A 24,081-nucleotide genomic window follows, 5' to 3' on the forward strand; every position below is an offset into this window, starting at 1 on the left:
CTTTGACGGCAAGAAGGGCTCGAGAAAGCCGCCGTTGTATATCACGGCGACTTTTACGTAGGAATTGGCTGTCAGGAATTTTTTACAGCATGAATTCTTGACGTCAACTGATTGGCTCTAACAGCAGCGTTTCGTCCGCCATCACCCGGTTACGCCCGGCCTGCTTGGCCTGGTAGAGCAGCTCGTCTGCGCGCTTGAGCACGTCCTGCACGCTGCGCCCGCCTCGGGGCGACCAGTGCACCACGCCGAGGGAAACGGTGATCTGCCCCACCGGGTCGATCGGGGTGGCCTCCTGCCGGGCGCGGAAGCGCTCGGCCACCTCTGCTGCCGTGCGCAGGGGCGCGTCGGGCAGCAGCAGGATGAACTCCTCGCCGCCGACACGGCACGGCAGGTCGCGCTCCCGGCAGCTCTGGCGCAACAGCTCGGCGAACTGGCGCAGCACGTCGTCGCCCGTGTCGTGGCCGAAGGTGTCGTTGACCCGCTTGAAGTGATCGATGTCCAGGCTGATGACGGAGAACGGCGTGCCCAGCCGCTGCCAGGCCTGCAAGCGCTCCTCCATGGCACGCCGGTTGGCCAGCCCGGTCAGGGGGTCGCTCTTGGCCTGCAGGTCCAGCTGGCCGAGCTTGGCCCGGGTCACTTCCAGGCCCGCCAGCAGTGCGCGCTTGATCATCCACGCCTCGAAGAACCAGGCCTTCACCCGCAGGGCCTTCTCCGCCCGCTCCGGCTGCGCGGCGCTTTCGGCCAGTTGCCGCAACGGACGGCTGATGCGGGCGGAGATCCAGAGGATCAGCCCGATGCCCAGCAGGCTCATGGGCAGCAGCCCGGCAAGCAGGCGCTTCATCAGATCTTCAAGCGCCGCCTGGGCTGCCGCCAGGGGCTGCTGCGCCACCACGCCCCAGCCGCTCAACGGCACGCTGGCGTAGCCGGCGAGCACCTCCACGCCCCGTGAGTTGATGGCCTGCATGGCGCCGCTTTCCCCCTCTAGCACCGCATCGACGATCGGGTTGGCGCCCAGCCGTTCGCCGACGCGACTGGCGTCGGGGTGGAACAGCACCTTGCGGTCCGGGTCCACCAGGTAGACGTTGGAGGCGTCGTGGTGGAAGTGCTGGCTGACAAGCGAATCCAGGGCATTGGGCTTGCCCAGGTAGATGGTGCCGCCGATCAGCCCGAGGTACTGGCCGTCGCGGCCCCAGATGGGGTGGGAGACGAAGACGATGAGGTTGCCCGCCAGGGAGCGGAATGCCGGGCTGACCATCGCCCGGCGCTGCTGCAGGGCTTCCCGCGAGCGCAGGGCCTGGCCATTGATGCCCAGGCTGTCCGGCTTGGAGGCCACCACGGTGCCCGCGGCATCGGCCACCAGCACGGTATTGAAGCTGCGGTCCTGCATCAGCAGGCGCTCCGCTTCGAGCGCCATCCGCTGCGCGTCACCCGGCGCATTGCCCAGCAGGTTGGCGCTGAAGCGCAGGCGTTCCAGGTCACCGGCCAGGCTTTCGTTGATGCTGGCGGCAAGCTTGGCCGCATAGGCACGGTTGGCCTCCAGGGCGTTCTGCACCAGCGCCTGGCGCTGGATGCCATAGGTCACCAGCAGGTTGTTGGCGAGCGTCGCCAGGGTCGCGGCGAGCGCGAACAGCAGGATGAGGTTACGGAGGTTGAGCTTGGGGGGCGGCCCGAACGGCATGGGTCATGTCCCGATGGGTCGCGCGCTCAAGGCGACTGCGATCCTTGCAGCGGGTCCTACGGGCGACGCATCGTCGTGGTGAAAAAACGGGCTTTGGACAGGGCCGTCACAGGCCGGGAAAAAGCCCGGAAAACGTGTGGATTTTACCCCTCGGACAAGGCGAAACCAAGGCCGAAACAGCGCAGTGCCATCATCCGCGCGACACAGGATCTGGTGATGCGGCCGTGCTCGGCAGCTGCGCACGGGAACACCGGACCGCGCCAGGGCCAGCCGGCCCACCGGGTAGACCGACACCGCCTCGCTCGGCGCCGCCCCAGGCTGCTCATGGGGGCCGCCTGGGTTCACCCCTCGCTCTGGATCCCCAAGGCCATCCAGTCGATCGGCAGCGCCGTCGAGAGCAGTGCCATGAGTGCGGCATAGAGCCACACCTGCGGCGGCAGTCACGTCGACATCAGCCAACCGATGAAACCGCCAGCCGCTCGCGCGACGTTTCATCGAAATCGGTTTCAGGGGGACTTCGGAGGAATGGTGGGATTTCGCCACGCATCCAGCGTTATGCCGTTCGGCATCTATCTGTCGGCCCGTTACCGATATCGAGCCGAAACCCGGGCGGGACTGTTCGTTCAGCGCTCCCTGCTTTCAGGGGGGGCTGGCGGCAAAGCTGTTCAATGCTCCCAACGCCCTGGCGCATAGGAAAACATCGGCAGCGACCAGCCGAAGCGGATCGCCGAGAGGCGCAGCAGCAGGCCGACGCTGAAGGAGGCGAGCAGGTTGAGGTCGTCGTCGACGCCTTGCTGGCGCAGACCCAGGTAGAGCAGGGCGACCAGCAGGGAGACGCTGGCGTAGAGCTCCTGGCGCAGGACCTGCGGGGTGCGGTTGCAGAGGATGTCGCGGAGGATGCCGCCGAAGATGCCGGTGATGATCCCGGCCATGGCCACCACCGGCAGGGCGTAGTCCAGGCCCAGGGCGACGTTGCAGCCGATCACGGTGAAGGCGATCAGGCCCATGGCGTCGAGCACCAGGAACAGCTGGCGCAGGTGGTGCATGAACCTGGCCAGGACCATGGCCGAGAGGCCGGCGCCGATGGTGAGGAAGATGTATTCGGGGTGCTGGGTCCAGCTCACCGGGTAGTGGCCGAGGAGGATGTCGCGGACGGTGCCGCCGCCGAGGGCGGTGAGGAAGGCGATGAGGCTGACGCCGAACAGGTCCATGTTGCGCCGGCCGGCGGCGAGGGCACCGGACATGGCTTCGGCGACGATGGCGATCAGGTAGACGTAGGTAAGCACACAGAACTCCTGCGTTGTGCTGCCCCTCCCCCTGTCCTGTGTACCTGAGAGTTTGCGCGGCGTTGGCCGCTTGCCCCTTCGGTGGGCCGCTCGCCGGCGGCCGCTCTCCAGTTGGCGATCATGGAACCCGCAGTGACTTCTGCCTGAGCGATTATGGGAGTTTGCGCCTTCGGCGGAGGCGCATGGCGCCTCGCTCTCCTGCGGGGGGGCGCGGATTATAGGGGCGCCGGCGATCTTGTGCGAGCGGTCAGTTTTCGCGCCTGCACCGATCAGGTGCGGAAGGCGCCCAGGCCGCTCTTGAGGGCACGCGCCGTCTTGCCCAGTTCGGCGGCGGAATGGTTGATGGCGTCGACGTCCTGGCGGGTGTGCTCGAAGGCGCCGCGCATGTCGCCCAGGCGGCCGGACATGTCGGCCACCGCGTGCTGGATGTTCTCGCTGCTGGTCAGCGCCTGCTCGACGTTGGCGTTCACCTCGTCCATCTGCCGGACCAGCGCATCGAGGGCGTCCAGCGCCTCGTCGGCATTGCCCGCCAGGGCGCGCGAGCGTTCGGCGGTGCTGCCCATGCGCTGGGCGATCTGGCGGATGGCGCCGGTCACTTGGTCGATCACCTGGTGGGCATCGGCGAGCACACTCTTGGTCTGGCCGGCGAGCTTGCGCACCTCATCCGCCACGACCGCGAAGCCACGGCCGGCCTCACCGGCACGCGCGGCCTCGATGGCGGCGTTGAGCGCCAGCAGGTTGGTCTGCTCGGAGATGCCGGCGATCATCTGCAGCACCTGGCCGATCTGCTCGGCCTCGCGGCTGAGGCCGTCGAGGTCGGTGGCCAGTTCGATGTTGGACGAGGTGCTGCCGTGCACGTCGGCGATCAGTTGCTGCAGCTCCTGGTGGGCGCGGCTGAGCTCGGCGCTGGTGCGTTCGAGGTTGCTGCGCACCGCGCCGGCGAGGCTGTGGGACTGCCCGGCGGCCTGCTGGATCGACTGGCCGTGCTGGTCGACGTCGGCCAGTTGGTGCGCGGCCTGCTGGATCTGCTGGGTGATGTCGTCGGCGCGGTGGAGGAAGGTTTCCGCCAGTTGTTGGTTGCTGTCGGCCATGCCGAGGGCGCCGGAGAGCGTCTGCCGCAGGTCCTGCAGCAGGCCGGACAGGCGCGTGCCCATCTGCCCGAGTTCGTCGTTGCTGGTGACGGCGAGGGCGTGCGAGAGGTCGCGTTCCTGGGCGATGCGGTTGAGCTGCCCGGTGATCTGGCGGATGGCGTGGACCAGCATGCGCGTGGCCAGCCAGGACAGCAGCAGGCCGATGCCCAGGGTCACCGCGCCGATCAGCAGCAGGCTGCGCAGGCTGTCGGCGATGGCCTCATCGAGGCTGCTCAGGGTCACGTCCACGCCCACCACATAGGGTTGGCCGGCGCTGGTGCGCATGGGCAGGAAGATCGAGCGGAAGGTCCCGTAGCTGTCGGTGTACTCGTCGAACTGCGCCTGGTTGCTGCGGGCCGCCCGGGTCACCGCCGGGCTGGCGTCGGCGTATTCCTCCAGGTGCTTGGCATAGCTGTCGCTGGCGATCTCGCCGCTGCTGGCGCCATCGGAGAGGTAGAACACCCGGTCGCCGCTGTCGACCATCAGCGTGTAGGCGAACTTCAGGTCCACCTCGCCTGCGTACTCGCCGAGGTTGCGCACCTGTTCCAGGTACTCGCCCTCGCGAAGGCCGTCGGCCGTCCGGGCGCGCTCCAGGTAGTCGTTGCCCAGCAGGCGCGGCACCGCGTGGGCCGCCGCGCGCAGGCGGTTGTCCATCTGCTCGCGGATGTCCAGGGACTTCACGTACTGCGCATAGCTGATGAAGGTGGCGATGCTGATCAGGTTGACCAGGGTGAAGGCCAGCAGAATCTTGGTCTGCAGGCTGACGGAGCGCAGGGATGACATCGGTTCAGTTCCATCCGAGTGGAGATTCCAGCCGCTCTTGCAGCGGCTTACTTTTGTTTCGGAATACTCTGACAGAACTTGAGTGGCAAGTGGCCAGTTGAACCCTGGCGTTTTTAGAAAGAGGAGTCGCGCTGGGGCCGTCGTGCGGGCGTCATGCCCCGTTCCGCTGTTCGATGCCCATTTTCATGACCCCCTGCGGCGGGTGCCGGCAGGGGGCTTGGCAGGGGCTTGGCCCGTTCTACAGCGAGGTCTTGCAGGTCACGCTCACGGTCTTGAACGCGTTGACCACATCCGCCGTCGGCAGGCTGCGGTTCTGCGCCGACTTGATCACGCCGCAGGCGCCCTGGTCGAAGGTGCTGGTCTCGGTCCAGTAGAAGCGGTTGGCGTCGACGAAGACCTCGAAGGCCTTGCGGGTGTTCCAGCCGGTCGACTTGGCCAGCAGGTAGAAGGCGCGGTTGTACACCCCGCTGGAGTGGTGCACGTCGATGCCTTCGTAGTAGTCGCTGGCGTTATCGATGGAGCTGCCATCACGGCTCGGCTGGTCCATGTAGCGCAGCGAACCAGTGCCCTTGAAGATATCGGCACCCACCTTCCAGTCGTTCTGCCCCTTCATGAAGTACTCCGCGGCTTCGCCGGCCATGTCCGAGAAGGCCTCGTTCATGCCGCCGGACTGCCCGTCGTAGACCAGGCCCGAGTTCAGCTCGGTGAAGCCGTGGCTGACCTCGTGGGCCGATACGTCGAGGGAAACCAGCGGGTAGAAGCGGTTCTTGCCATCACCGAAGGTCATGGCCTGGCCGTCCCAGAAGGCGTTCTCGTAGCCGTTGCCGTAGTGCACCTTCATGTACAGCTTCTTCTCGTTGAGCGGACGCAGCCCGCCGAACCAGTTGCCGTACATCTGGAACACCACGTTGCCGAAGTAGTGGGCATCGTTGAGCGGCGAGTAGGCTCCGTTGGTGAGCTTGTACTCGTTGTACGGGCAGGCGAAGCGGAAGGGTTTGACACTGGTGTTGTTGGTGCTGTTGGCGAGGTTCACGGTGATCACGTCGCCGCTGTTCATTTCGCAGCGTGAGTTGACGATCAGCGGGCCGTACTGGGTGCCATAGAGGTACTTGCCGGTCTTGGCGTTGCCGCCCGGGCCTGTGGCTTCGGCGTGGTTGAGGCCTTCCCAGCGTTGCAGGACCTCGCCGGTGTTCGCTTCGATCATGAAGTGCGGGCGGGACGGCTCGTCACCGCCCACGAAGAACGACACGACGTAGGCGAGCTGCGCCTGCTTCTGCTCGTTCAGCCGCACCACCAGTTCGCTCTGCTCGTTGCTCAGCGGCTGGCTGCTCTGCACCAGGGCCTTGGCCTGCTGCAGGGCCTGCTCCCTGGTGAGGGTGGGGGTGGCGTCACGCACCAGGTCCTGCTCGATGCCCACCAGCATCCGGCCACTGCGCTTGGTGCTGCCGTTGCGGGTTTCGGTGATGGCTTCGCCCCAGACCCGCACACCCTTGTAGTACTGCTGGTAGCGGGTGACCTGGGTGCCGTTCGGCAGCTTCGCGCTGGTGCCCTTGTCGAGCTCCTCGGCGGCCAGGCCCAGGTCGGAGTGGATATCGCTGCCACCGGCTATTCCCGCCCGGGTCGGCAGTTTGGCGACATCTACCAGCTCGGCCGCGAGTCCTATCGCGGGAGAGGCAAGAGTGGCCAGGATCAACGACTTTCCTACGAACTTCCTTTGCATTGTGTAGCTCCTTGGTGATGGTCGGAGGGTATCTCCGTGGTGCTCCAGTGGCCTTGTGGGCGCTCTAGGAGCGAGGTGACGCCGGTGTCCGGCGGATGGCCGGTTGGGGTGGCGACAAGGAGGTAGGTATAGACGGAAGGAAAGAGATATCAACGAATTTTGCAGAAATAATCGCGATATTTTCTGCAAATTTCGGCAATAAGGTGGTTATTTGTCGCGAATTGACAGGGTGTCAATTTCCAGCCGTTGCGCTTGGCGCGGCGCCCGGGCGCAGGGCGGGAGGGCCTGCAGCCCAGTAACCACGGGGCTTCGGGGTGGCAAAGCGCAACGGCTGGGAAGTCCGGGGAAATAGAAGTGAAACAGCGCCGATCGTCGGATTCCAGGGGTCTTTGCCCGTGGCGTGCGCCGGAAGCGGCTCGTCGCCGCCGATGAGCGGTCAGTCCGGGGCGCTGCGGCGATCGTGGCTGTACAGCCAGGCCAGGGGCGGCAGCAGTGCGAGCAGGGCGAAGCCGTCGACCCACAGGTGCGTCCAGATACCCCGTTGCGCGGAGAGCAGCATGTCCTGCGGGGCCCACAGCAGGATGCCGAGGATCATCCAGCCCCAGGCCGAGGCGTTGCGCCGGCGGTCGCCGAGGCGCACCAGGGCGAACATGAACACCGCGTAGCTCTGCATGGTCGCGCCGAACAAGGCCTGCCACCACAGTTGCTGCGCGCGCGCACCGTCCGGTACCGCGCCGGCCCAGAAGGCTCGCTCCACGCTCTGCTGGTAGAGCTCGAACAGCGGCAGGTGATTGGCCCAGGTCAGGGCGATGCCGGCACAGAGATGGCCGAAGGCGGCGGCGTACAGCCAGTAGACGAGCAGTTGGCGAAGGCGGGCGTTCTGGTCGGGGGCGGGCATCGACATTCCGTGTCCTGAGGGCGCTGGTGGCGGGGGAGTGTAGCGATTTTTCCCGCCTGCGCGACGGCTCGTCATGCGCGGATGCGGATTCCAGGGGCTCGCACACCTTCTTGACGAAGTTTTCACATGCCCTTGTGCACAGTCCGTGAAGTTCCTGCCGTCTCGTTCGGCAGCCTGTATCCGACTGATGGAGTTCTTATGCCGTCGCACGCGCGTGATGAAGGGGCCCGGAAACTCGACTGGGCCGGGTTGGGCTGGCTGTTCCTGTTCTTCTGGTGCTTCTCGGGCCTCACCCAGGCGCTGATCCTCGCCACCGACACCAGCGGCTTCACCGGCTTCCGCCAGGCCTTCCTGCTCAGCGGCCTGTGGCTGATCCCGGTGCTGCTGTTCCCGGCCCGCACCCGCACCCTCGCCGCGGTAATCGGCGTGATGCTCTGGCTGGCCTCGCTGCCGGCGCTCTTCTACTTCCTGGTGTACGGCCAGGAATTCTCCCAGAGCGTCATCTTCATCATGTTCGAGTCCAATGCCGCCGAGGCCAGCGAATACCTGACCCAGTACATGACCTGGTGGATCCCGCTGGTGCTCCTGGCTTATGCCGCCGTCGCCTGGCTGATCTGGCGGCGCCTGCGACCGGTGTACCTGCCCCGCCGGCAGGCGCTGGTGGTCAGTGTCGCGCTGCTGGTCGGGTTGCTCGGCTACCCGGTGACCAAGCAGATCATGGTCAACGACAGCTTCGAGCAGGCCATGGACGGTATCGACAAGCGCCTCGAGCCGGCCGCGCCCTGGCAACTGGCGGTGGGTTACCGGCAGTACCGCCAGCAGCTCTCGAACATGCAGGAGCTGCTGGAAGGCAACGCCCGCATCGCGCCGCTCGCCAACCTGCGCGACATCAACGGCAACCAGCCCTCGACCCTGGTGCTGGTCATCGGCGAGTCCACCAACCGCCAGCGCATGAGCCTCTATGGCTATTCGCGCCCGACCACCCCCAACCTCGACAAGCTGCGCGACGAGCTGCAGGTGTTCGACAACGTGGTCACCCCGCGCCCCTACACCATCGAGGCGCTGCAGCAGGTGCTGAGCTTCGCCGACGCGAGCAACCCGGACGCCTACCTGAGCAAGCCGTCGTTGCTGAACATGATGAAGCAGGCGGGCTACAAGACCTTCTGGATCACCAACCAGCAGACCCTGACCAAGCGCAACACCATGCTCACCACCTTCTCCAAGCAGGCCGACGAGCAGGTCTACCTGAACAACAACCGCAACCAGAACGCCCGCCAGTACGACGACGACGTGTTCGAGCCCTTCTCCAAGGTCCTCGCCGACCAGGCGCCGCGCAAGTTCATCGTGGTGCACCTGTTGGGCACCCACATGAGCTACCAGTACCGCTACCCGCCGGAGTACGAGCGCTTCACCGACCGCCAGGGCGTGCCGCCGAACGTCACCGACGACCAGTTGCCCACCTACAACAGCTACGACAACGCCGTGCTGTTCAACGACCACGTGGTTTCCACCCTGATCGAGCGCTTCAAGGCCACCGACCCGAACGGCTTCCTGCTCTATCTGTCCGACCACGGCGAGGCGGTGTTCGACCCCGAGCACCCGCAGGTGCTGGGCCGTAACGAGGCGGCGCCCACTGCGCCGATGTACACCATCCCCTTCATGGTCTGGACCAGCCCCGCGTGGCAGCGCAGCCATCCGCGCAGCTTCGCCGGTACGCTCGACCGTCCCTTCAGCAGCGCCGGCCTGGTGCACACCTGGGCGGATCTCGCCGGCCTGCGCTTCGACGAGCTGGACCCCAGTCGCAGCCTGGTCAGCGCGGACTTCAAGGCGCGCCCGCTGATGATCGGCAACCCCTACACGCCGAAGGCGATGATCGACTTCAGCCTGATCAAGCCCAAACCCAAGGCCGAGCCCAAGCCGGTGGAGCTGGCGAAGGAGGGCGACCCGCCGTTGAAGATCGGGCCCGACCGCACGCGCGGCTAGGGGCTGGGTCCGATTGCCCCGGCAGGCAACCTGCCGGGGTGGCGTTCCATCAGCTTTTTGCTCGGAAATCCGTCTGACGCATGGAACGGCGTCGTAGGCTGTTGCATCATTCCGCCCTCGCAACGCTTACCCACTCAAGGATTTCCACATGGCCGGAGCCAGCCTGCTCACCCTGCTCGACGATATCGCCAGCGTCCTGGACGACGTTTCCCTGATGACCAAGGTCGCCGCGAAGAAGACCGCCGGCGTTCTGGGTGACGACCTGGCCCTCAACGCCCAGCAGGTTTCGGGCGTGCAGGCCGAGCGTGAGCTGCCGGTGGTCTGGGCGGTGGCCAAGGGCTCGGCGGTGAACAAGGCGATCCTGGTGCCGGCCGCACTGCTGATCAGCGCCTTCGCGCCCTGGGCGGTGACCCCGCTGCTGATGGTGGGCGGCGCCTATCTGTGCTTCGAGGGCTTCGAGAAGCTCGCCCACAAGTGGCTGCACAGCGCCGAGGAAGACGAGCAGGGCCATGCCGCCCATGTCGAGGCGCTGGCCAGGAGCGATGTGGATGTCGTGGCCTTCGAGAAGGCCAAGATCAAGGGCGCGATCCGCACCGACTTCATCCTCTCCGCCGAAATCATCGCCATCACCCTGGGCACCGTCGCCGAGTCCTCCTTCGGCGTGCAGGTGGCCGTGCTGGTCGGCATCGCCGCGATCATGACCGCCGGCGTGTATGGCCTGGTAGCCGGCATCGTCAAGCTGGACGACCTGGGCCTGTACCTCAGTCGCAAGGCCAGCCAGGCAGCGCAGGGCATCGGCCGCGCCATCCTGCGTGCCGCGCCCTACATGATGAAGGGGCTGTCGGTGATCGGCACCGCCGCGATGTTCCTGGTGGGCGGGGGCATCCTCACCCACGGCATTCCTGCTGCCCATGAACCTATCCACCACCTGGCCGAAGCGGCGGGCGCCGCAGGCTGGTTGGTGCCGACCCTGGTCAATGGCGTGGTGGGCATCGTTGCCGGCGCGCTGGTGCTGGCCGTGGTCAGCCTGGCCAAGAAGCTGTTCGGCAAGGGCTGATTCCGCTCAAAAAAACGCCCCGCCGGCTCTGGCTCGCGGGGCGTTTTCGTTTTTCAGGGCGCGCATCGCCGCTCGGACCGTAGCCCGGGCTTCAGCCAGGGGCCGGGGTATCGCGAATGAACTCGCTCCCTCAAGGGCAAGCGAAGCGGGGCGTGGGATCAGGGGTTGGGCTTGAAGGCGCAGTAGCCGGGGCGCGGACCGATCCGGGGGTGGTTGCGGCAGGTTTCCGGGCGCTTGTCGTAGATGGTGCACAGGCGCGACTTGCGGTCGAGGAAGTAGCAGTCGTTGTTGGACATGCGGGTCAGGGTGAAGATGCCCGACTTCTGGTTGAAGCGCTCCACCAGGCCGTCCCTCATCAGGCGCTTGGCGATGTTCTTCGGCGGCTCGCCGCGCTCGAAGTCGGCCACCAGCTCCATGCGGATCAGGTCGCTGATGCGCACTTCCACCGGTAGGGTGCAGCAGCTGGAGACGCAGGCGTGGCACATGCTCTTTTCGTAGCGGATCCAGGTTTCGGTGCGGTCGATATCGGCGCCGACGATGAGCATGGTCTTCATGGCTTGGGTACGGGCGGGGGCTGGGAGGGCGCGCATCATAGCGGGATTGGCGAATTTGTGAACAGGTTGCCGCCGACCGGATAAGCCATTTTCATGGTTGATGGGCAAGCGGATGAATTTTCTGTGTCTGTGAGATGCCCAGCATTCGTCTGTAGGGAGTGTTCCGTTTCGCTCGATATACTGGCGCGTCCCTATTTACGCCGGGCGACGGCGTTGAACGTGCAGGGATCTGGCGTTTCTTCTCAGTCATTTGGGAATTCAGTGCATGCAATGGATCTTCATGCTGGTAGGACTGGCCATGGGAGCGGCAGCCGGTGAATCCATCACCGGGGCCCTGCTGGGCGGCCTGCTCGGACTGGGCCTCGGACAGGCGATCCGCCTGCAGGGGCTGAGCGCGGAAAACGCCGCGTTGCAGAAGCAGCTGCGCGAGTTCGCCGCCCGCTTCGATGTCGGCACCCAGGCCATCCACGAACGGTTGCTCAAGGTCGAGCGCAGTGGCGTGCAGCCCGCACCCGCCGCCACGCCGCCTGCCGAAGCGCCTTCGCCCGATGTGCCCGCCGTGCCGGTCGCCCATGCCCAAGACGCGGCGCCCGAGAAACCGGTGGACGACAGCGAGCTGGTCTGGGAGCTGCCGGCGGAGCTGGAGCCCGAGCCGCTGGTGGTCACGCCGCCCCCTCGCCAGCCGGAGGTCAGCGACTGGACCCTCGAGGCGCTGCCCGAGCCCGCCGCCGAGCCACTGCCGCCACGCCAGCCCGCACCCGTGGTCACGCGCACGCCGGTCACGCCGCCTCCACCGCCGCCGCCTCGCGAACCTTCGCTGTTCGAGCGCGGCTTCGAGGCTGCACGCAACTGGCTGTTCGGCGGCAACACCGTGCTGCGGGTCGGTGTGCTGCTGCTGTTCCTCGGCCTGGCCTTCCTCCTGCGCTATGCCACCGAAGGCATGGTGGTGCCCATCGAGGTGCGCTATGCGGGCGTCGCGGCTGCCGCCATCGCCCTGCTGGGGCTGGGCTGGTGGCTGCGCCGGCGCAATCCCAACTACGGCCTGATGCTGCAGGGCGCGGGTATCGCGGTGCTCTATCTGACGGTGTTCGCGGCGATGCGGCTGCACCCGCTGCTGGACCCGAAGATGGCGCTGATCCTGCTGATCGTGGTGACGATCTGCTCGGCGATCCTCGCCGTGCTGCAGGATGCCCTGGGCCTGGCCGCCGCCGCGGCGCTGGGCGGTTTCGCCGCACCGATCCTCACCTCCACCGGCAGCGGCAACCATGTCGCGCTGTTCTCCTACTTCGCCCTGCTCAACGCGGGCATCTTCGCCATCGCCTGGTTCAAGGCCTGGCGCCTGCTCAACCTGATCGGCTTCGTCGGCACCTTCGGCATCGGCTTCGCCTGGGGCATGCGCTCCTACACGCCGGAGCTGTTCGCCAGTACCGAGCCCTTCCTGGTGCTGTTCTTCCTCATGTACCTGGCCATCGGCCTGCTGTTCGCCCGGCGCAAGCTGCGCGAGGCGGCCGCCGCGCCGGATGGCGAGCGCGACGCACTGCTGCGCTGGTCGGCGCGCCAGGGCGACTACATCGACGGCACCGTGCTGTTCGGCCCGCCGCTGGTCGGTTTCGGCCTGCAGTACGCGGTGATCCATCACATCGAGTTCGGTGCCGCCTTCAGCGCCCTGGCCCTGGGCCTGCTGTACATGCTGATCGCCCGGGTGCTGGCGGGCCGTGCGCCGGGGCGCGCGCTGCTGCTGGTGGAAACCTGCATGGCCCTCGGCGTGGTCTTCGGCACCCTGGCCATTCCGCTGGGCCTGGATGCGCGCTGGACCTCCGCCGCCTGGGCGGTGGAGGGCGCCGGCATCTTCTGGCTGGGCCTGCGCCAGCGCCGGTCGCTGGCCCGCGCCTTCGCCCTGCTGCTGCAGGTGGGGGCGGCCCTGGCCTTCCTCGGCAGCCTGCGCCTGGGCGTCGACAGCCTGCTGGAAGGCGCGTCGCTGGGCGCGCTGATGCTGGGCGTGGCGCTGCTGTTCAGCTTCTGGCAACTGCGCGGGGCGCAGGAGGAGGAGGCCTCCGCCTGGGAACGCAGCGGCTTGCCGATGCTGGCCAGCAGCGGGCTGGCCTTCCTCTACCTGATCGCGCCGCTGTGCCTGCGCGCCGAAGGCACGGCCATCGCCTGGGCCCTGGCGGGCCTGGCGACCCTGTATGCCGGCCTGCGCCTGGCCTCGCGCACCTTCCTCTTCAGCGCCTTCGCCGTACAGCTGCTCGGTGGCGCCGTGTTCCTCCTGGGCATGGACCGCAGCGGGCTTGGCAGTGGCAGCGCGCTGGGCTGGAACGGCCTGGTCACCGCCTCGCTGATCGGCCTGGCGCTGATCGGCGGCATGCTGGTGGCGGCCCGCGACGACATGGTGCGCAATGACCGGCGCCTGCTGCGCAGCATGTCCGTGGTGCTGCTGGTGGGCCTGGTATTCATCAACCTCGCGGTGCTCTTCGTGCTGCCCTGGCGCACGGCCAGTGCGGTCTGGGGCGGAAGCGGCCTGCTGATCGTCTGGCTCAGCCTGCACCTGCAACTGCGCGCCAGCTTCATCTTCGGCCTGGCGCTGCAGGTGGTCGCCGGCCTCAGCTTCCTCAGCGTGAGCCCGCTGCTGCTCGGCCAGCTCAGCGCCGAGGGCCTGCGCCCGCTGGCCCACGCCGGCTTCTGGACGCCGCTGGTGCTGGCCCTGGCCGCCCTGGTCGGCGCCTGGCGCCTGCACAGCGAGGCCCGGCGCGAGGACCCGCGCCTGCAAGGCGTGAGCCTGGGGCACCTGTCGCAGCTGTTGCTGGTCTGGAGCGCCGGCTGGTGGACGCTGGCCTGGGTCGCCGAGATCGGCCGCTTCGCCGCACCTGGGCTGCAGGTGCCGCTGGCGCTGCTGGCGGCCTCGGTGACCGTCGTGCTGTGGATGCTGCTGGCGCTGCGTGCCCAGTGGCGCACCCTAGCCCTGCTCTGCCTGTTGCTGGTGCCGGCGGCCCTGGTGGCGCTGATGCATGCCTGGCACCCCAACTACCATCCCGCCGCCGACTTTGGCTGGCTGGGCTGGGGCGTGCTGTTCGCGGTGCACCTGCTGGCGCTGCGCAAGCTGCATGGCCTGCTGCCGGAGGGAGCCCGCAGCGCTGCCCACGTGCTCGGCTGCTGGTTGATCCTCGGCGTGCTGGCGCTGGAATTGCGCTACCTGCTGATGCTGCTGTCCGAGCATTACAACGCCTGGCGCTGGCTGGGCTGGGCGCTGCTGCCGAGCCTCTACCTGCTGCTGGTCACCCGGGTGATGCGCCTGCCCTGGCCGATCGCCGCCTTCGCGCGTGAATACCGCCTGTGGGCGGCCATGCCGCTGGCGGCGATGATGCTGGCCTGGTTCTGGATCGCCAACGCCTGGAGCGATGGCAGCGCCGACCCGCTGCCCTACCTGCCGCTGGTCAACCCATTGGAGCTGGGGCTGCTGTTCGCCCTGCTGGGGGTCTGGCTGTGGCTGCGCGACAACCTCGGCGAGTTCGGCCTCGACGCCACTGTCCAGCGCCTGGCGCCGCAGTGGGTAGTGGGCGCCTCGCTGTTCGCCCTGGCCACGGCCATCGTCTTCCGCAGCGCGCACCACTGGGGCGGCGTGCCCTTCGTGCTGGATGCGCAGCTGGATTCGATGCTGGTGCAGGCCGGGCTGTCCATAGTCTGGACCAGCATCGCCCTGGGCCTGATGATCGGCGGCCACAGGCGCGTCCATCGCGAGCTCTGGCTGGTGGGGGCCGCGCTTATCGCCGTGGTGGTGGCCAAGCTGTTCTTCGTCGAACTGGGCAACCGGGGCGGCCTGGAACGGATCATTTCCTTCATCGGCGTCGGCGTGTTGCTGCTGGTCGTCGGTTATTTCGCGCCGCTCCCGCCCAAGCGGGCGGCGCCCGAATCGGAGCAGGTCAACGCATGAGCCGTTTCCCCCTCTTGCTGAATATCTGCCTGGGCCTGTTGTGCGTGACGCAGCCGGCCCAGGCCCAGGACAGCCTGGACGACTTCGCCGCCCGGGTGCCGCTCAAGGTCGAGGGCAACGGGCCCTGGTACCGCGTCGACCTGCCGATGTCGCTGCATTTCGTCGCCCGTCACGCGGACCTGCGCGACCTGCGCATCTTCAACGCCGAGGGCGAACCGCTGGCCTATGCGCTGACCCGCAGCGAATCGGAGGTCACCCGCAACGAGGAGGACGTGGCGCTCAAGTGGTTCCCCCTGCGTGGCCCGGCCGATGCAGGCCAGGGTGCGCCACGGGTGAGGGTGCAGCGCAGCACCACCGGCACCGTGGTCGAGGTGCTGCCGGAGGACCCGGCCGCCACAGGCGAGCGGCTGCGTGGCTGGTTGCTGGACGCCAGCGCGGTGAAGACGCCCCTGGAGAAGCTGGTGATCGACTGGAGCGAGGCGGGCGAAGGCTTCCAGCGCTTCAGCATCGAGGCCAGCGACGACCTGCAGGGCTGGCGCTCCTGGGGCGCCGGGCAGATCGCCCGGCTGAGTTTCGGCGATGACCACATCTACCAGCGCGAAGTGGTGCTGCCGGGACAGAAGGCGCGCTACCTGCGCCTGCTCTGGCTGGATCGCGAAGCGCCGTTGCTGACCGAGGCCCGTGTCATCGGTGCCCGCCAGGAGAGCCGCCCGGCACCGCTGGTGTGGTCCGAGCCGCTGGTCGCGAGCACGACGGGCAAGGGCGAGTACGCCTGGGACCTGCCGTTGCCCCTGCCGATCGAGCGGCTGAAGTTCTCCCTCGACCAGGCCAATACCCTGGCACCGGTGCAGCTGCAGGCGCGGCGCAACGACACCGCGCAGTGGCAGGGGCTGACGTCCGGGCTGCTCTATCGCCTGCCGCAGGACGGCAGCGAGGCGGTGCAGGACCAGTTGGTGCTGTCGGGCTGGACGCCGGTGCAGCACCTGAAGATGAGCGTCGACCCGCGTGCCGGTGGTTTCGGCGCCAAGGCCCCGACCCTGCAGGTGGGCATGCGCGCGCTGCAGGTGGTGTTCCTGGCCCGGGGCACGCCGCCCTATACCCTGGCCATCGGCCAACCGGGAGCCGCGACCGCCGAGCTGCCGCTGACCACCCTGGTGCCCGGCTACGGCCCCGGCAGCCTGGAGAAGATGGGCCGCGCCCAGCTCGACGGCGACCTGCGCCTGGCCGAGCAGAAGGCCGTGGTGGTCGCTGCGGAGAAGGACTCGGCGTTGGCCTGGAAACGCATCGGCCTGTGGGCGGTGCTGCTGCTCGGCGTGGGGCTGCTGGTGCTGATGGCGCTGAGCCTGCTGAAGGGGCAGGGCAAGGGCGCCTGAGACCGCGAGTTGCGCGAAGTTGTCACTTCAATGGTGGCTTTTTGCTGTATCTTCTAGAGCGGCGCGTGACAGGGGTCACGCGCCGCTCTTTTTTGCGTCAGGTCAGGAAGGCCGGTGCTCGACAACATTCCGCAGCTACCCGCTGCCCGCCTTTTCGGCCAGTACTCTTCCGGGCGCCCGGTCCCCCTCCGGCCCGGTCCTGGTGACCGACCATGAGCCTGTGCGGTGCTTCCGGCTGGACCCTCACCAGCCCCGTGCTGTTCACCTGCATGCTGAGCGTCGGCATCATGTTCCTCGCCCGCTGGATCGGCCGGCAGCGCTATTTTCCCGGGCGCGCCAGCTTCGTCATCCTGCACCTGTGCATCCTCTGGTGGTTGTCCACCGCCGGCCTCGAACTCGCCGCCACCGGCGCCGAGTGCAAGGTGTTCTGGGCCAGCATGGCCTGGCCGGGAATCGTCGCCGTGCCCACGCTCTGGGCGGTGTTCCTCTGGCAGTACGTCAACAGCATCCGCGAACCCTTGCCCGTGCATCGCTACCTGCCGCTGGCGGTGGCGCCGCTGCTGGTCTGGGGGATGGCCCTGAGCAACCCCTGGCACCAGGCGTTCTACGGGCCGGCGACGGGTCCGGCATCGGACCTGCCCGGTGCGCCGGTCGTGTACGAGCATGGCGTGCTGTTCCACGGTGCTGCCGTCTACGTCTACGTGATGATGCTGTTCTGCCTGGCGGTGGTGAGCCGCGCGGTGATTACCAGCCATGGCCTGCACCGTCGCCACTACCTGGCGTTCGGGGTGGTCACCTGCGTGCCCTGGGCCGCCAACATCAGCTACGTGGTGTTCGGCTGGACGCTGTTCGGTTTCGATCCGACGCCCTTCAGTTTCGCCTTCACCCTGCTGGCCTTCGCCTGGCTGATCCTCGGCGTGCGCCTGTTCGACCTGCTGCCCGTGGCGCGCCACCTGCTGCTGGAGGAGCTGCCCGACCCGGTGCTGGTGATCGACGCCAAGGGCCGGGTCATCGAAGCCAACCCCGCGGCGCTGCGCCTCGCCGGCCTGCGCGGCGGCTGGCAGGGCCGGGCGCTGCTGGGCTGGCCGGTGTTCGGCGTCGAGCTGCACACCCTATTGCAAGCGCAGGCCGGCGGCGAGCCGATGCTGACCCTGGGCGAGCCGCCGCGCTACTTCGAGGTGCGTGCGCGTGCCATCGAGCGCATCACCCGCAGTGGCAGCCACATGCTGGGGCGGATGGTCTACCTGCGCGAGGTGACCGAGCGCCACCGCAGCGAGTTGCAGCTGGCCGAGGCCCTGGCCCTCAGCGAAGAACGCCTGCGGACCATCTCCAGCCTGCACGAGCAGTTGCAGGAGCAGGCGCTCTGCGATCCGCTCACGGGGCTCTACAACCGGCGCTACCTCAACGAATTCTTCGCCCGCGAGCAGGCCCGCAGCCTGCGTGAGGAAACCCCCATCGCCCTGGCGCTGATCGATCTGGACCACTTCAAGCAGCTCAACGACCGCCATGGCCACCTGGTGGGCGACGACATGCTCAAGGGCGTCGCCGGCTTCCTCGAATGCAGCCTGCGCAGCACCGACGCGGTGTTCCGCATCGGCGGCGAGGAGTTCCTGCTGATCCTCCCCGGCGCCGACAGCGACGAGGCGCAGCAGCGCCTGGAGGCGATCCGTCGTGAGCTGGCGGATACGGCCCTGGCCACCCGTATCGGCGAGCTGCGTGTCACCCTGTCCGCCGGCCTGGCCGTCTGGCCCGACCAGGGGCAGAGCCTCGACGAGCTGCTGCAGGTGGCCGACGCCGCGCTCTACGAGGCCAAGCGCAGCGGCCGCAACCAGGTCTGCGCCCTGGCCCGGGTGGAGCTCTGAGCCTGCGCTGAACCAGTTGGCGTTTGCCGCGTCAGATGATTCTGCGTGCCGCCCCGACGGCCTTCGGCGCCTCTGATCCGGGCGTTGCCGAGGGCTGCCGAGCGGCGTGCAGCATTGCGGCGCGAGTCGCGCTAAACTGCGCGCGTTTTTCCTTCCCCTCCGGAGCCTCTTCCATGTCCCGCGTAACCCTGAGCCGCTATCTGATCGAGCAGACTCGTAGCCACAACACCCCTGCCGATCTGCGCTTCCTCATCGAGATCGTCGCGCGCGCGTGCAAGGAAATCAGCCATGCCGTATCCAAGGGCGCCCTCGGTGGCGTGCTCGGCAGCATGGGCACCGAGAACGTGCAGGGCGAGGTGCAGAAGAAGCTCGACGTGTTGTCCAACGAGATCCTCCTGGAAGCCAACGAATGGGGCGGCCACCTGGCGGGCATGGCCTCCGAAGAGATGGACAACGCCTACCAGATCCCCGGCAAGTACCCCAAGGGCGCGTACCTGCTGGTGTTCGACCCGCTGGACGGCTCCTCCAACATCGACGTCAACGTCTCGGTCGGCACCATCTTCTCGGTGCTGCGCTGCCCGGACGAGTACCTCTCCCAGAACGACAGCCTGAATGAGCAGGCCTTCCTCCAGCCGGGCACCAAGCAGGTCGCCGCCGGCTACGCCATCTACGGGCCGCAGACCATGCTGCTGCTGACCCTGGGCGACGGCGTCAAGGGCTTCACCCTGGACCGCGAGCTGGGCAGCTTCGTGCTGACCCACGACGACATCCGCGTGCCGGAGGCCACCGCCGAGTTCGCCATCAACATGTCCAACCAGCGCCATTGGGAAGCCCCGGTGAAGCGCTACGTGGACGAGCTGCTGGCCGGCAAGGAAGGCCCGCTGGGCAAGAACTACAACATGCGCTGGATCGCCTCCATGGTGGCCGACGTGCATCGCATCCTGACCCGCGGCGGCCTTTTCATGTACCCCTGGGACGCCCGCGAGCCTGAGAAGCCCGGCAAGCTGCGCCTGATGTACGAGGCCAACCCGATGTCCTTCATCATCGAGCAGGCCGGCGGCGCCGCCACCGACGGTCGCCAGCGCATCCTCGACATCAAGCCGACGTCGCTGCACCAGCGCGTACCGGTGTTCCTCGGCTCCAAGCAGGAAGTCGAGCGCGTCACCGGCTACCACCAGGAATAACCGATGGCACCCTGGCAGCCGCTGCTCGACTGGTGGTTCGGCCCCGAGGCCGGCGCCGTCGAGGTGGCGGCCTCGCGCCAGGGGCTGTGGTTCGGCAAGCGCGACAGCCAGGACGAGGACGCCCGCCAGCGCTTCGCCACCCAGGTGGAGCAGGCCCTGGCCGGCGGCCTCCGCGACTGGGCCGGGCAGTCCGAGGGCTGGCTGGCGCTGGTCCTGCTGCTCGACCAACTGCCGCGCATGCTCTTCCGTGACCAGCCGCGCGGCTTCGCCGGCGACGCCCGCGCCCAGGCGCTGGTGCGCGACGGCATCGCCCGGGGCCTGGATGCGCAGCTCGCGCCGATCCGCCGCGTCTTCATCGAGATCGTCTTCGAGCATGCCGAGGACCTGGCCACCCAGGCGTTGGCGGTGCAGCGCTTCACCGCCCTGCGTGACGCCGTGAGCCCCGCCGAGCGCGAGCTGTTCGACGGCTTCCTCGACTACGCCGTGCACCACCACGCGGTGATCGCCCGCTTCGGCCGTTTCCCCCATCGCAACGCCATCCTCGGTCGACTCTCCAGCGCGGAGGAAGCCGCCTTCCTTGAGGAACCCGGCTCGCGCTTCTGACTCCAATGGGCATTGCGCGCAACGCTGTGCCAAGCTTGCGCGGCATCCCACCCATCACGGAGTCATCCATGCAACTGCGCATCCTTGCCCTGCTGTCCGTCTGCGTCGCGCTCGCCGCCTGCAACAAGATCAACCAGGAGAACTATTCGAAGATCAAGGCCGGCATGGCCAAGGCCGAGGTCGAGCAGATCATCGGCGAGCCGACCGAATGCTCGGGGGCCGTGGGCCTGACCAGCTGCACCTGGGGCGACCAGAAGGCCTACATCAGCATCCAGTTCGCGGGTGACAAGGTGATGATGTACCAGGGGCAGGGCCTGAAATGACCCGCCTGTCACTGCTGCTCGGCGCGCTGCTGCTGGCGGGCTGTGCCGGCTCCGGCGAGCCCGCCGCGCCGCCCCGTACCGTGGGCGCGGTGGACCTGGAGCGCTACCAGGGCACCTGGTACGAGCTGGCTCGGCTGCCGATGTTCTTCCAGCGCCATTGCGCGCAATCCGAAGCCCACTACAGCCTGCAGCCGGATGGCGCGGTCGGCGTGCTCAACCGTTGCCGTACCGCCGAAGGCGAATGGCAGGAGGCCCGGGGGCAGGCCGTGCCCCAGGTCGCCGGGCATACCGACAAGCTCTGGGTGCGCTTCGACAACTGGTTCAGCCGCCTGGCGCCGGATCTCACCAAGGGCCAGTACTGGGTGCTCTACCTGGACGAGAACTACCAGACGGCGCTGGTGGGGCATCCGGATCGCACCTACCTGTGGATGCTCTCGCGCACGCCCGAGGTGCCGGAGCACATCCGCACGCACCTGCTGGAGCTGGCACGGCAGCAGGGCTACGACACCGATGCCCTGATCTGGCGTACGCCGGACGACAAGATGCCGCGCTGAGGCTCACCCCAGCAGCGCGCGCAGCGTGTCGGCGAACTCCCGCGCCGTCGCCTCTTCCTCGGGGTGACGGCCGTCCTGCACCACCCAGCGTCCCGCCACCATCACATCGCGTACCTGACGATCACCGCCGGCGAACAGCCAGCGGTTGAGCAGTGCATCGTCCGCGGCGGTGGCGAGGTAGGGGTCGTTGCCGTCCAGCACCAGCCAGTCCGCGCGCTCGCCGACCGCCAGGGCGCCGCTGGGCTGCCCCAGCGCCTGGGCGCCACCGGCCAGGGCAGCCTGGTAGAGGGCATCGCCCACGCGCGGCTGGCCGGGCTGGTGCAGGCGGTTGCGGCGTTGGTCGCGCAGGCGCTGGCCGTATTCCAGCCAGCGCAGTTCCTCCACCGGGCTGACCGAGACGTGGCTGTCCGAGCCGATGCCGAAGCGCCCGCCCCGGGCCAGGTAATCCACCGCCGGGAAGATGCCGTCGCCCAGGTTGGCCTCGGTGGTCAGGCACAGGCCGGCCACCGCGCCGCTGCGGGCCATCGCCTCGACCTCGTCGGCTTCCGCGTGGGTGGCGTGGACCAGGCACCAGCGCGGATCCACGTCGAGGTTCTCGTACAACCACTGCAACGGGCGGCGGCCGCTCCAGGCCAGGCAGTCGTCGACTTCCTTGCGCTGCTCGGCGATGTGGATGTGGATCGGTGCCTCGCCCGCATCCGCCGCCAGCACGGCGTCGATCTGCTCCGGCGTGACCGCTCGCAGGGAGTGGAAGCAGGTGCCCAGTACCTGGTCGGCCGGCAGTGCCTCGCGCAGGCGTTGCAGCAGGGCGAGGTAGCCGTCGGTGCCGTTGATGAAGCGGCGCTGGCCTTCATTGGGCGCCTGGCCGCCGAAGCCGGAGTGGCTGTAGAGCACCGGCAGCAGGGTGAGGCCGATCCCGGTGCGACGGGCGGCCTGGCTGATGCGCAAGGCCAGCTCCGCCGGGTCGGCGTAGGGGCGGCCATCGCGGTCGTGGTGCAGGTAGTGGAATTCGGCTACGCCGGTGAAGCCCGCCTTGAGCATCTCGATATAGAGCTGGCGGGCGATCACTTCCACCTGCTCCGGCTGCATGCGGCTGACCAGGCGGTACATCAGGTCGCGCCAGGTCCAGAAGCTGTCGTTGGGGTCGCCCGCCACTTCGGCCAGCCCCGCCATGGCGCGCTGGAAGGCGTGGGAGTGCAGGTTGGGCATGCCCGGCACGACCGGGCCTTTCAGGTGTTCGGCGCCATCGGCCGTGGCGCCCGGCTCGACGCGGCCCAGGCGGCCGTCCGCGGCTACCTCGAAACGGACGTCCCTGGCCCAACCCTGGGGAAGCAGGGCTCGTTCGGTGAAGAAGGCTGGCATGATTGGCGACCTGTGAAGGTTGTTATTTGTATATACATATACAGACGTATATCGAGACCGTAAACTCGACCAGACCCCCGGCCTACCCGCCGGGCGCGCCGCCAAGGAGTGATCCCCGTGCCCAACCCGTCCGTCGACATCCCGTCCTTCGCCGTCCAGCCCGGCGAGGCGCCCGCGCCGCTGTACGCCCGCGTCAAGCAGATGATCTGCCGGCAGATCGACGACGGCACCTGGCCGCCGCACCACCGCGTGCCGTCCGAGAGCGAGCTGGTCAACGAACTGGGCGTCAGCCGCATGACCGTCAACCGCGCGCTGCGCGAGCTGACCGCCGAGGGCTACCTGGTGCGCATGCAGGGTGTGGGCACCTTCGTCGCCGAGCCCAAGGGCCAGGCCGCGCTGTTCGAGGTGCACAACATCGCCGAGGAAATCACCGCGCGGGGCCATGCGCACCGCTGCGAGGTGATCGCCCTGGGCGAGGAACTGGCCGGCTCCGAGCGCGCCCTGGCGCTGGATGTGCGTGAGGGCCAGCGGGTGTTCCACTCGGTCATCGTGCATTTCGAGAACGGCGTGCCGGTGCAGATCGAGGACCGCTACGTCAACGCCTCGGTGGCGCCGGACTACCTCAAGCAGGATTTCACCCAGCAGACGCCCCACGCCTACCTGTCCCAGGTCGCGCCGCTCACCGAGGGCGAGCATGTGGTCGAGGCCATCCTCGCCGAGGCCGACGAATGCCGGCTGCTGCAGATCGAGCGCGGCGAACCCTGCCTGCTGATCCGCCGCCGCACCTGGTCGGGCCGCAATACCGTGACCAGCGCGCGCCTGCTCTACCCCGGTTCGCGCTACCGCCTCGAAGGGCGGTTCGGCTCATGAGTGCGCCCCAGGTCCTGCGCGCGGTCGACTACCCGCGCATGCCGTGGAAGAACGGCGCCGGCTCCACCCAGGAAATCCTCCGCGACGGCGGTGCCGACCTCGAGGGTTTCGGCTGGCGCCTGTCCATCGCCGATGTCGGCCAGCCCGGTCCCTTTTCCGCCTTCACCGGCTACCAGCGCGTCATTACCGTACTGGAGGGCGACGGCATGCGCCTCGTGGTGGATGGCAGGCCCTCCCGCGAGCTGAAGCCCGGCGATGCCTTCGCCTTCGATGGCGGCAGCCGCGTGCAGTGCGAGCTGCTGGGTGGCGCCATCCGCGACTTCAACCTGATCTACGCCCCGCAACGCTTCGGCGCTCGCCTGCAATGGCAGCGCGTCAACGGGCCGCTGCGCCTGTTCAGCTCCGCCCGCACCCTGGTGCTGTTCAGTGCCGGTGAGGGGCTGGATGTGCAGGTGGGCGGCGAGGCGCTGCACCTCGGCCGCCATGACTGCCTGCACCTGGAAGGTGACGGCGCGCTGCGCGAGCTGGTGCTCGATGCGCTGACCGTGGTGGATTGCTGCCTGATCGAGCTGCAGCCGCGCTGATCCCGTTGGGTTGTACATGACACCGCAGGTTGGCGCCGAGCGTGGCGAGGCCCAGCGGTGCATCGCCTGATTGGCTCGGCTCTGCTGTGGTGGCTGCGTGCCCCAGCGAAACGCCTCCCGGCCCAACCTGCGTTTCCCTCCCCCTGTTTCCCCGCTGCGTTACCGAACGCCCCATTACCGTGCATGAAACGCTGCGCTTCGCCCCACAAGCGCACCCCGGTAACAGGTCGGCTACTTTCCCTGCTGCTCGTCATCGATTCTTCGCCCACTGCCGGGGCCCAGGTTTTTCGCTGCTTCCAGGGGTTCTGCGCGAGCAACTGAAGCCTGCCTCGACGAACTGGCCTTTCAC

18 protein-coding genes and 1 riboswitch are annotated in these 24,081 nt (G+C 67.9%); of the genes, 11 read left to right on the plus strand and 7 right to left on the minus strand.

Annotated features, from left to right (window positions below; all coding sequences use genetic code 11):
* Positions 1-103: 103 nt before the first annotated feature.
* The 5 genes from WFQ67_RS15975 to WFQ67_RS15995 form a co-directional block, all read right to left on the minus strand.
* Complete coding sequence (locus tag WFQ67_RS15975) at positions 104-1,678, minus strand: sensor domain-containing diguanylate cyclase (protein ID WP_337057466.1); 1,575 nt, start codon at positions 1,676-1,678, stop codon at positions 104-106.
* A gap of 665 nt (positions 1,679-2,343) precedes the next feature.
* Positions 2,344-2,964, minus strand: coding sequence for a trimeric intracellular cation channel family protein (locus WFQ67_RS15980; RefSeq protein ID WP_213626820.1), 621 nt, complete (start codon positions 2,962-2,964; stop codon positions 2,344-2,346).
* A gap of 120 nt (positions 2,965-3,084) precedes the next feature.
* Positions 3,085-3,175: riboswitch (glycine riboswitch) on the minus strand.
* Positions 3,176-3,233: 58 nt separating this feature from the next.
* Entirely contained in the window at positions 3,234-4,877 is a 1,644-nt protein-coding gene (locus WFQ67_RS15985) for a methyl-accepting chemotaxis protein (protein ID WP_337057467.1), read from the minus strand.
* A gap of 238 nt (positions 4,878-5,115) precedes the next feature.
* Positions 5,116-6,597 (minus strand): M4 family metallopeptidase, encoded by a 1,482-nt coding sequence (locus tag WFQ67_RS15990; protein ID WP_337057470.1) that lies wholly within the window; start codon positions 6,595-6,597, stop codon positions 5,116-5,118.
* Between the two features lie 436 nt (positions 6,598-7,033).
* A complete protein-coding gene (locus WFQ67_RS15995) occupies positions 7,034-7,495 on the minus strand; it encodes a cell division protein (RefSeq protein WP_337057613.1) in 462 nt (153 codons plus the stop codon).
* Positions 7,496-7,693: 198 nt separating this feature from the next.
* Between WFQ67_RS15995 and WFQ67_RS16000 the strand changes: the two genes are divergently transcribed.
* Positions 7,694-9,478 (plus strand): phosphoethanolamine transferase CptA, encoded by a 1,785-nt coding sequence (locus tag WFQ67_RS16000; protein WP_337057472.1) that lies wholly within the window; start codon positions 7,694-7,696, stop codon positions 9,476-9,478.
* A gap of 148 nt (positions 9,479-9,626) precedes the next feature.
* Entirely contained in the window at positions 9,627-10,535 is a 909-nt protein-coding gene (locus tag WFQ67_RS16005; RefSeq protein WP_337057474.1) for a DUF808 domain-containing protein, read from the plus strand.
* Between the two features lie 158 nt (positions 10,536-10,693).
* Here the strand turns inward: WFQ67_RS16005 and WFQ67_RS16010 are convergent, their stop codons facing one another.
* Positions 10,694-11,089 (minus strand): YkgJ family cysteine cluster protein, encoded by a 396-nt coding sequence (locus WFQ67_RS16010; RefSeq protein ID WP_213626811.1) that lies wholly within the window; start codon positions 11,087-11,089, stop codon positions 10,694-10,696.
* A 265-nt stretch (positions 11,090-11,354) separates the two neighbouring features.
* On the opposite strand from WFQ67_RS16010, the gene WFQ67_RS16015 reads away from it, so the two are divergent.
* The 7 genes from WFQ67_RS16015 (at position 11,355) to WFQ67_RS16045 (ending at position 20,916) form a co-directional block, all read left to right on the plus strand.
* A complete protein-coding gene (locus WFQ67_RS16015) occupies positions 11,355-15,017 on the plus strand; it encodes a DUF2339 domain-containing protein (RefSeq protein ID WP_337057476.1) in 3,663 nt (1,220 codons plus the stop codon).
* Positions 15,014-16,390 (plus strand): DUF3999 domain-containing protein, encoded by a 1,377-nt coding sequence (locus tag WFQ67_RS16020; RefSeq protein ID WP_337057477.1) that lies wholly within the window; start codon positions 15,014-15,016, stop codon positions 16,388-16,390. The genes WFQ67_RS16015 and WFQ67_RS16020 overlap by 4 nt, the downstream gene beginning before the upstream one ends.
* Before the next feature lie 212 nt (positions 16,391-16,602).
* Positions 16,603-18,252: a histidine kinase N-terminal 7TM domain-containing diguanylate cyclase gene (locus WFQ67_RS16025; RefSeq protein ID WP_213626805.1), complete on the plus strand. Its 1,650-nt coding sequence runs from the start codon at positions 16,603-16,605 to the stop codon at positions 18,250-18,252.
* Between the two features lie 173 nt (positions 18,253-18,425).
* Positions 18,426-19,436 (plus strand): class 1 fructose-bisphosphatase, encoded by a 1,011-nt coding sequence (locus WFQ67_RS16030; protein ID WP_173171057.1) that lies wholly within the window; start codon positions 18,426-18,428, stop codon positions 19,434-19,436.
* A gap of 3 nt (positions 19,437-19,439) precedes the next feature.
* Positions 19,440-20,039: a DUF924 family protein gene (locus WFQ67_RS16035; protein WP_337057479.1), complete on the plus strand. Its 600-nt coding sequence runs from the start codon at positions 19,440-19,442 to the stop codon at positions 20,037-20,039.
* Positions 20,040-20,107: 68 nt separating this feature from the next.
* Positions 20,108-20,362 carry a hypothetical protein gene (locus WFQ67_RS16040; protein WP_173171064.1) on the plus strand — a complete coding sequence of 85 codons (255 nt, stop codon included), beginning with the start codon at positions 20,108-20,110 and terminating at the stop codon, positions 20,360-20,362.
* Positions 20,359-20,916, plus strand: coding sequence for a lipocalin family protein (locus WFQ67_RS16045; protein ID WP_337057481.1), 558 nt, complete (start codon positions 20,359-20,361; stop codon positions 20,914-20,916). The genes WFQ67_RS16040 and WFQ67_RS16045 overlap by 4 nt, the downstream gene beginning before the upstream one ends.
* 3 nt (positions 20,917-20,919) lie before the next feature.
* Here WFQ67_RS16045 and WFQ67_RS16050 read toward each other — a convergent pair whose 3' ends face one another.
* Positions 20,920-22,278 (minus strand): formimidoylglutamate deiminase, encoded by a 1,359-nt coding sequence (locus WFQ67_RS16050; RefSeq protein WP_337057482.1) that lies wholly within the window; start codon positions 22,276-22,278, stop codon positions 20,920-20,922.
* Between the two features lie 201 nt (positions 22,279-22,479).
* Between WFQ67_RS16050 and hutC the strand changes: the two genes are divergently transcribed.
* On the plus strand, positions 22,480-23,148 hold the full coding sequence (gene hutC / locus WFQ67_RS16055) for a histidine utilization repressor (protein WP_213630712.1): 669 nt from the start codon (positions 22,480-22,482) through the stop codon (positions 23,146-23,148).
* Positions 23,145-23,732: a HutD/Ves family protein gene (locus WFQ67_RS16060; RefSeq protein WP_213626798.1), complete on the plus strand. Its 588-nt coding sequence runs from the start codon at positions 23,145-23,147 to the stop codon at positions 23,730-23,732. The genes hutC and WFQ67_RS16060 overlap by 4 nt, the downstream gene beginning before the upstream one ends.
* The last annotated feature ends 349 nt before the right edge of the window (positions 23,733-24,081 follow it).

This window comes from Pseudomonas sp. USHLN015 (assembly GCF_037153275.1).
GTDB classification, from domain to species: domain Bacteria; phylum Pseudomonadota; class Gammaproteobacteria; order Pseudomonadales; family Pseudomonadaceae; genus Metapseudomonas; species Metapseudomonas tohonis.

Coding starts and splice junctions, on each gene's coding strand:
- WFQ67_RS15975 (WP_337057466.1), bottom strand. CDS start 1,678: ATGCCGTTCGGGCCGCCCCCCAAGCTCAACCTCCGTAACCTCATCCTG.
- WFQ67_RS15985 (WP_337057467.1), bottom strand. CDS start 4,877: ATGTCATCCCTGCGCTCCGTCAGCCTGCAGACCAAGATTCTGCTGGCC.
- WFQ67_RS15990 (WP_337057470.1), bottom strand. CDS start 6,597: ATGCAAAGGAAGTTCGTAGGAAAGTCGTTGATCCTGGCCACTCTTGCC.
- WFQ67_RS15995 (WP_337057613.1), bottom strand. CDS start 7,495: ATGCCCGCCCCCGACCAGAACGCCCGCCTTCGCCAACTGCTCGTCTAC.
- WFQ67_RS16000 (WP_337057472.1), top strand. CDS start 7,694: ATGCCGTCGCACGCGCGTGATGAAGGGGCCCGGAAACTCGACTGGGCC.
- WFQ67_RS16005 (WP_337057474.1), top strand. CDS start 9,627: ATGGCCGGAGCCAGCCTGCTCACCCTGCTCGACGATATCGCCAGCGTC.
- WFQ67_RS16010 (WP_213626811.1), bottom strand. CDS start 11,089: ATGAAGACCATGCTCATCGTCGGCGCCGATATCGACCGCACCGAAACC.
- WFQ67_RS16015 (WP_337057476.1), top strand. CDS start 11,355: ATGCAATGGATCTTCATGCTGGTAGGACTGGCCATGGGAGCGGCAGCC.
- WFQ67_RS16020 (WP_337057477.1), top strand. CDS start 15,014: ATGAGCCGTTTCCCCCTCTTGCTGAATATCTGCCTGGGCCTGTTGTGC.
- WFQ67_RS16025 (WP_213626805.1), top strand. CDS start 16,603: ATGAGCCTGTGCGGTGCTTCCGGCTGGACCCTCACCAGCCCCGTGCTG.
- WFQ67_RS16030 (WP_173171057.1), top strand. CDS start 18,426: ATGTCCCGCGTAACCCTGAGCCGCTATCTGATCGAGCAGACTCGTAGC.
- WFQ67_RS16035 (WP_337057479.1), top strand. CDS start 19,440: ATGGCACCCTGGCAGCCGCTGCTCGACTGGTGGTTCGGCCCCGAGGCC.
- WFQ67_RS16040 (WP_173171064.1), top strand. CDS start 20,108: ATGCAACTGCGCATCCTTGCCCTGCTGTCCGTCTGCGTCGCGCTCGCC.
- WFQ67_RS16045 (WP_337057481.1), top strand. CDS start 20,359: ATGACCCGCCTGTCACTGCTGCTCGGCGCGCTGCTGCTGGCGGGCTGT.
- WFQ67_RS16050 (WP_337057482.1), bottom strand. CDS start 22,278: ATGCCAGCCTTCTTCACCGAACGAGCCCTGCTTCCCCAGGGTTGGGCC.
- hutC (WP_213630712.1), top strand. CDS start 22,480: ATGATCTGCCGGCAGATCGACGACGGCACCTGGCCGCCGCACCACCGC.
- WFQ67_RS16060 (WP_213626798.1), top strand. CDS start 23,145: ATGAGTGCGCCCCAGGTCCTGCGCGCGGTCGACTACCCGCGCATGCCG.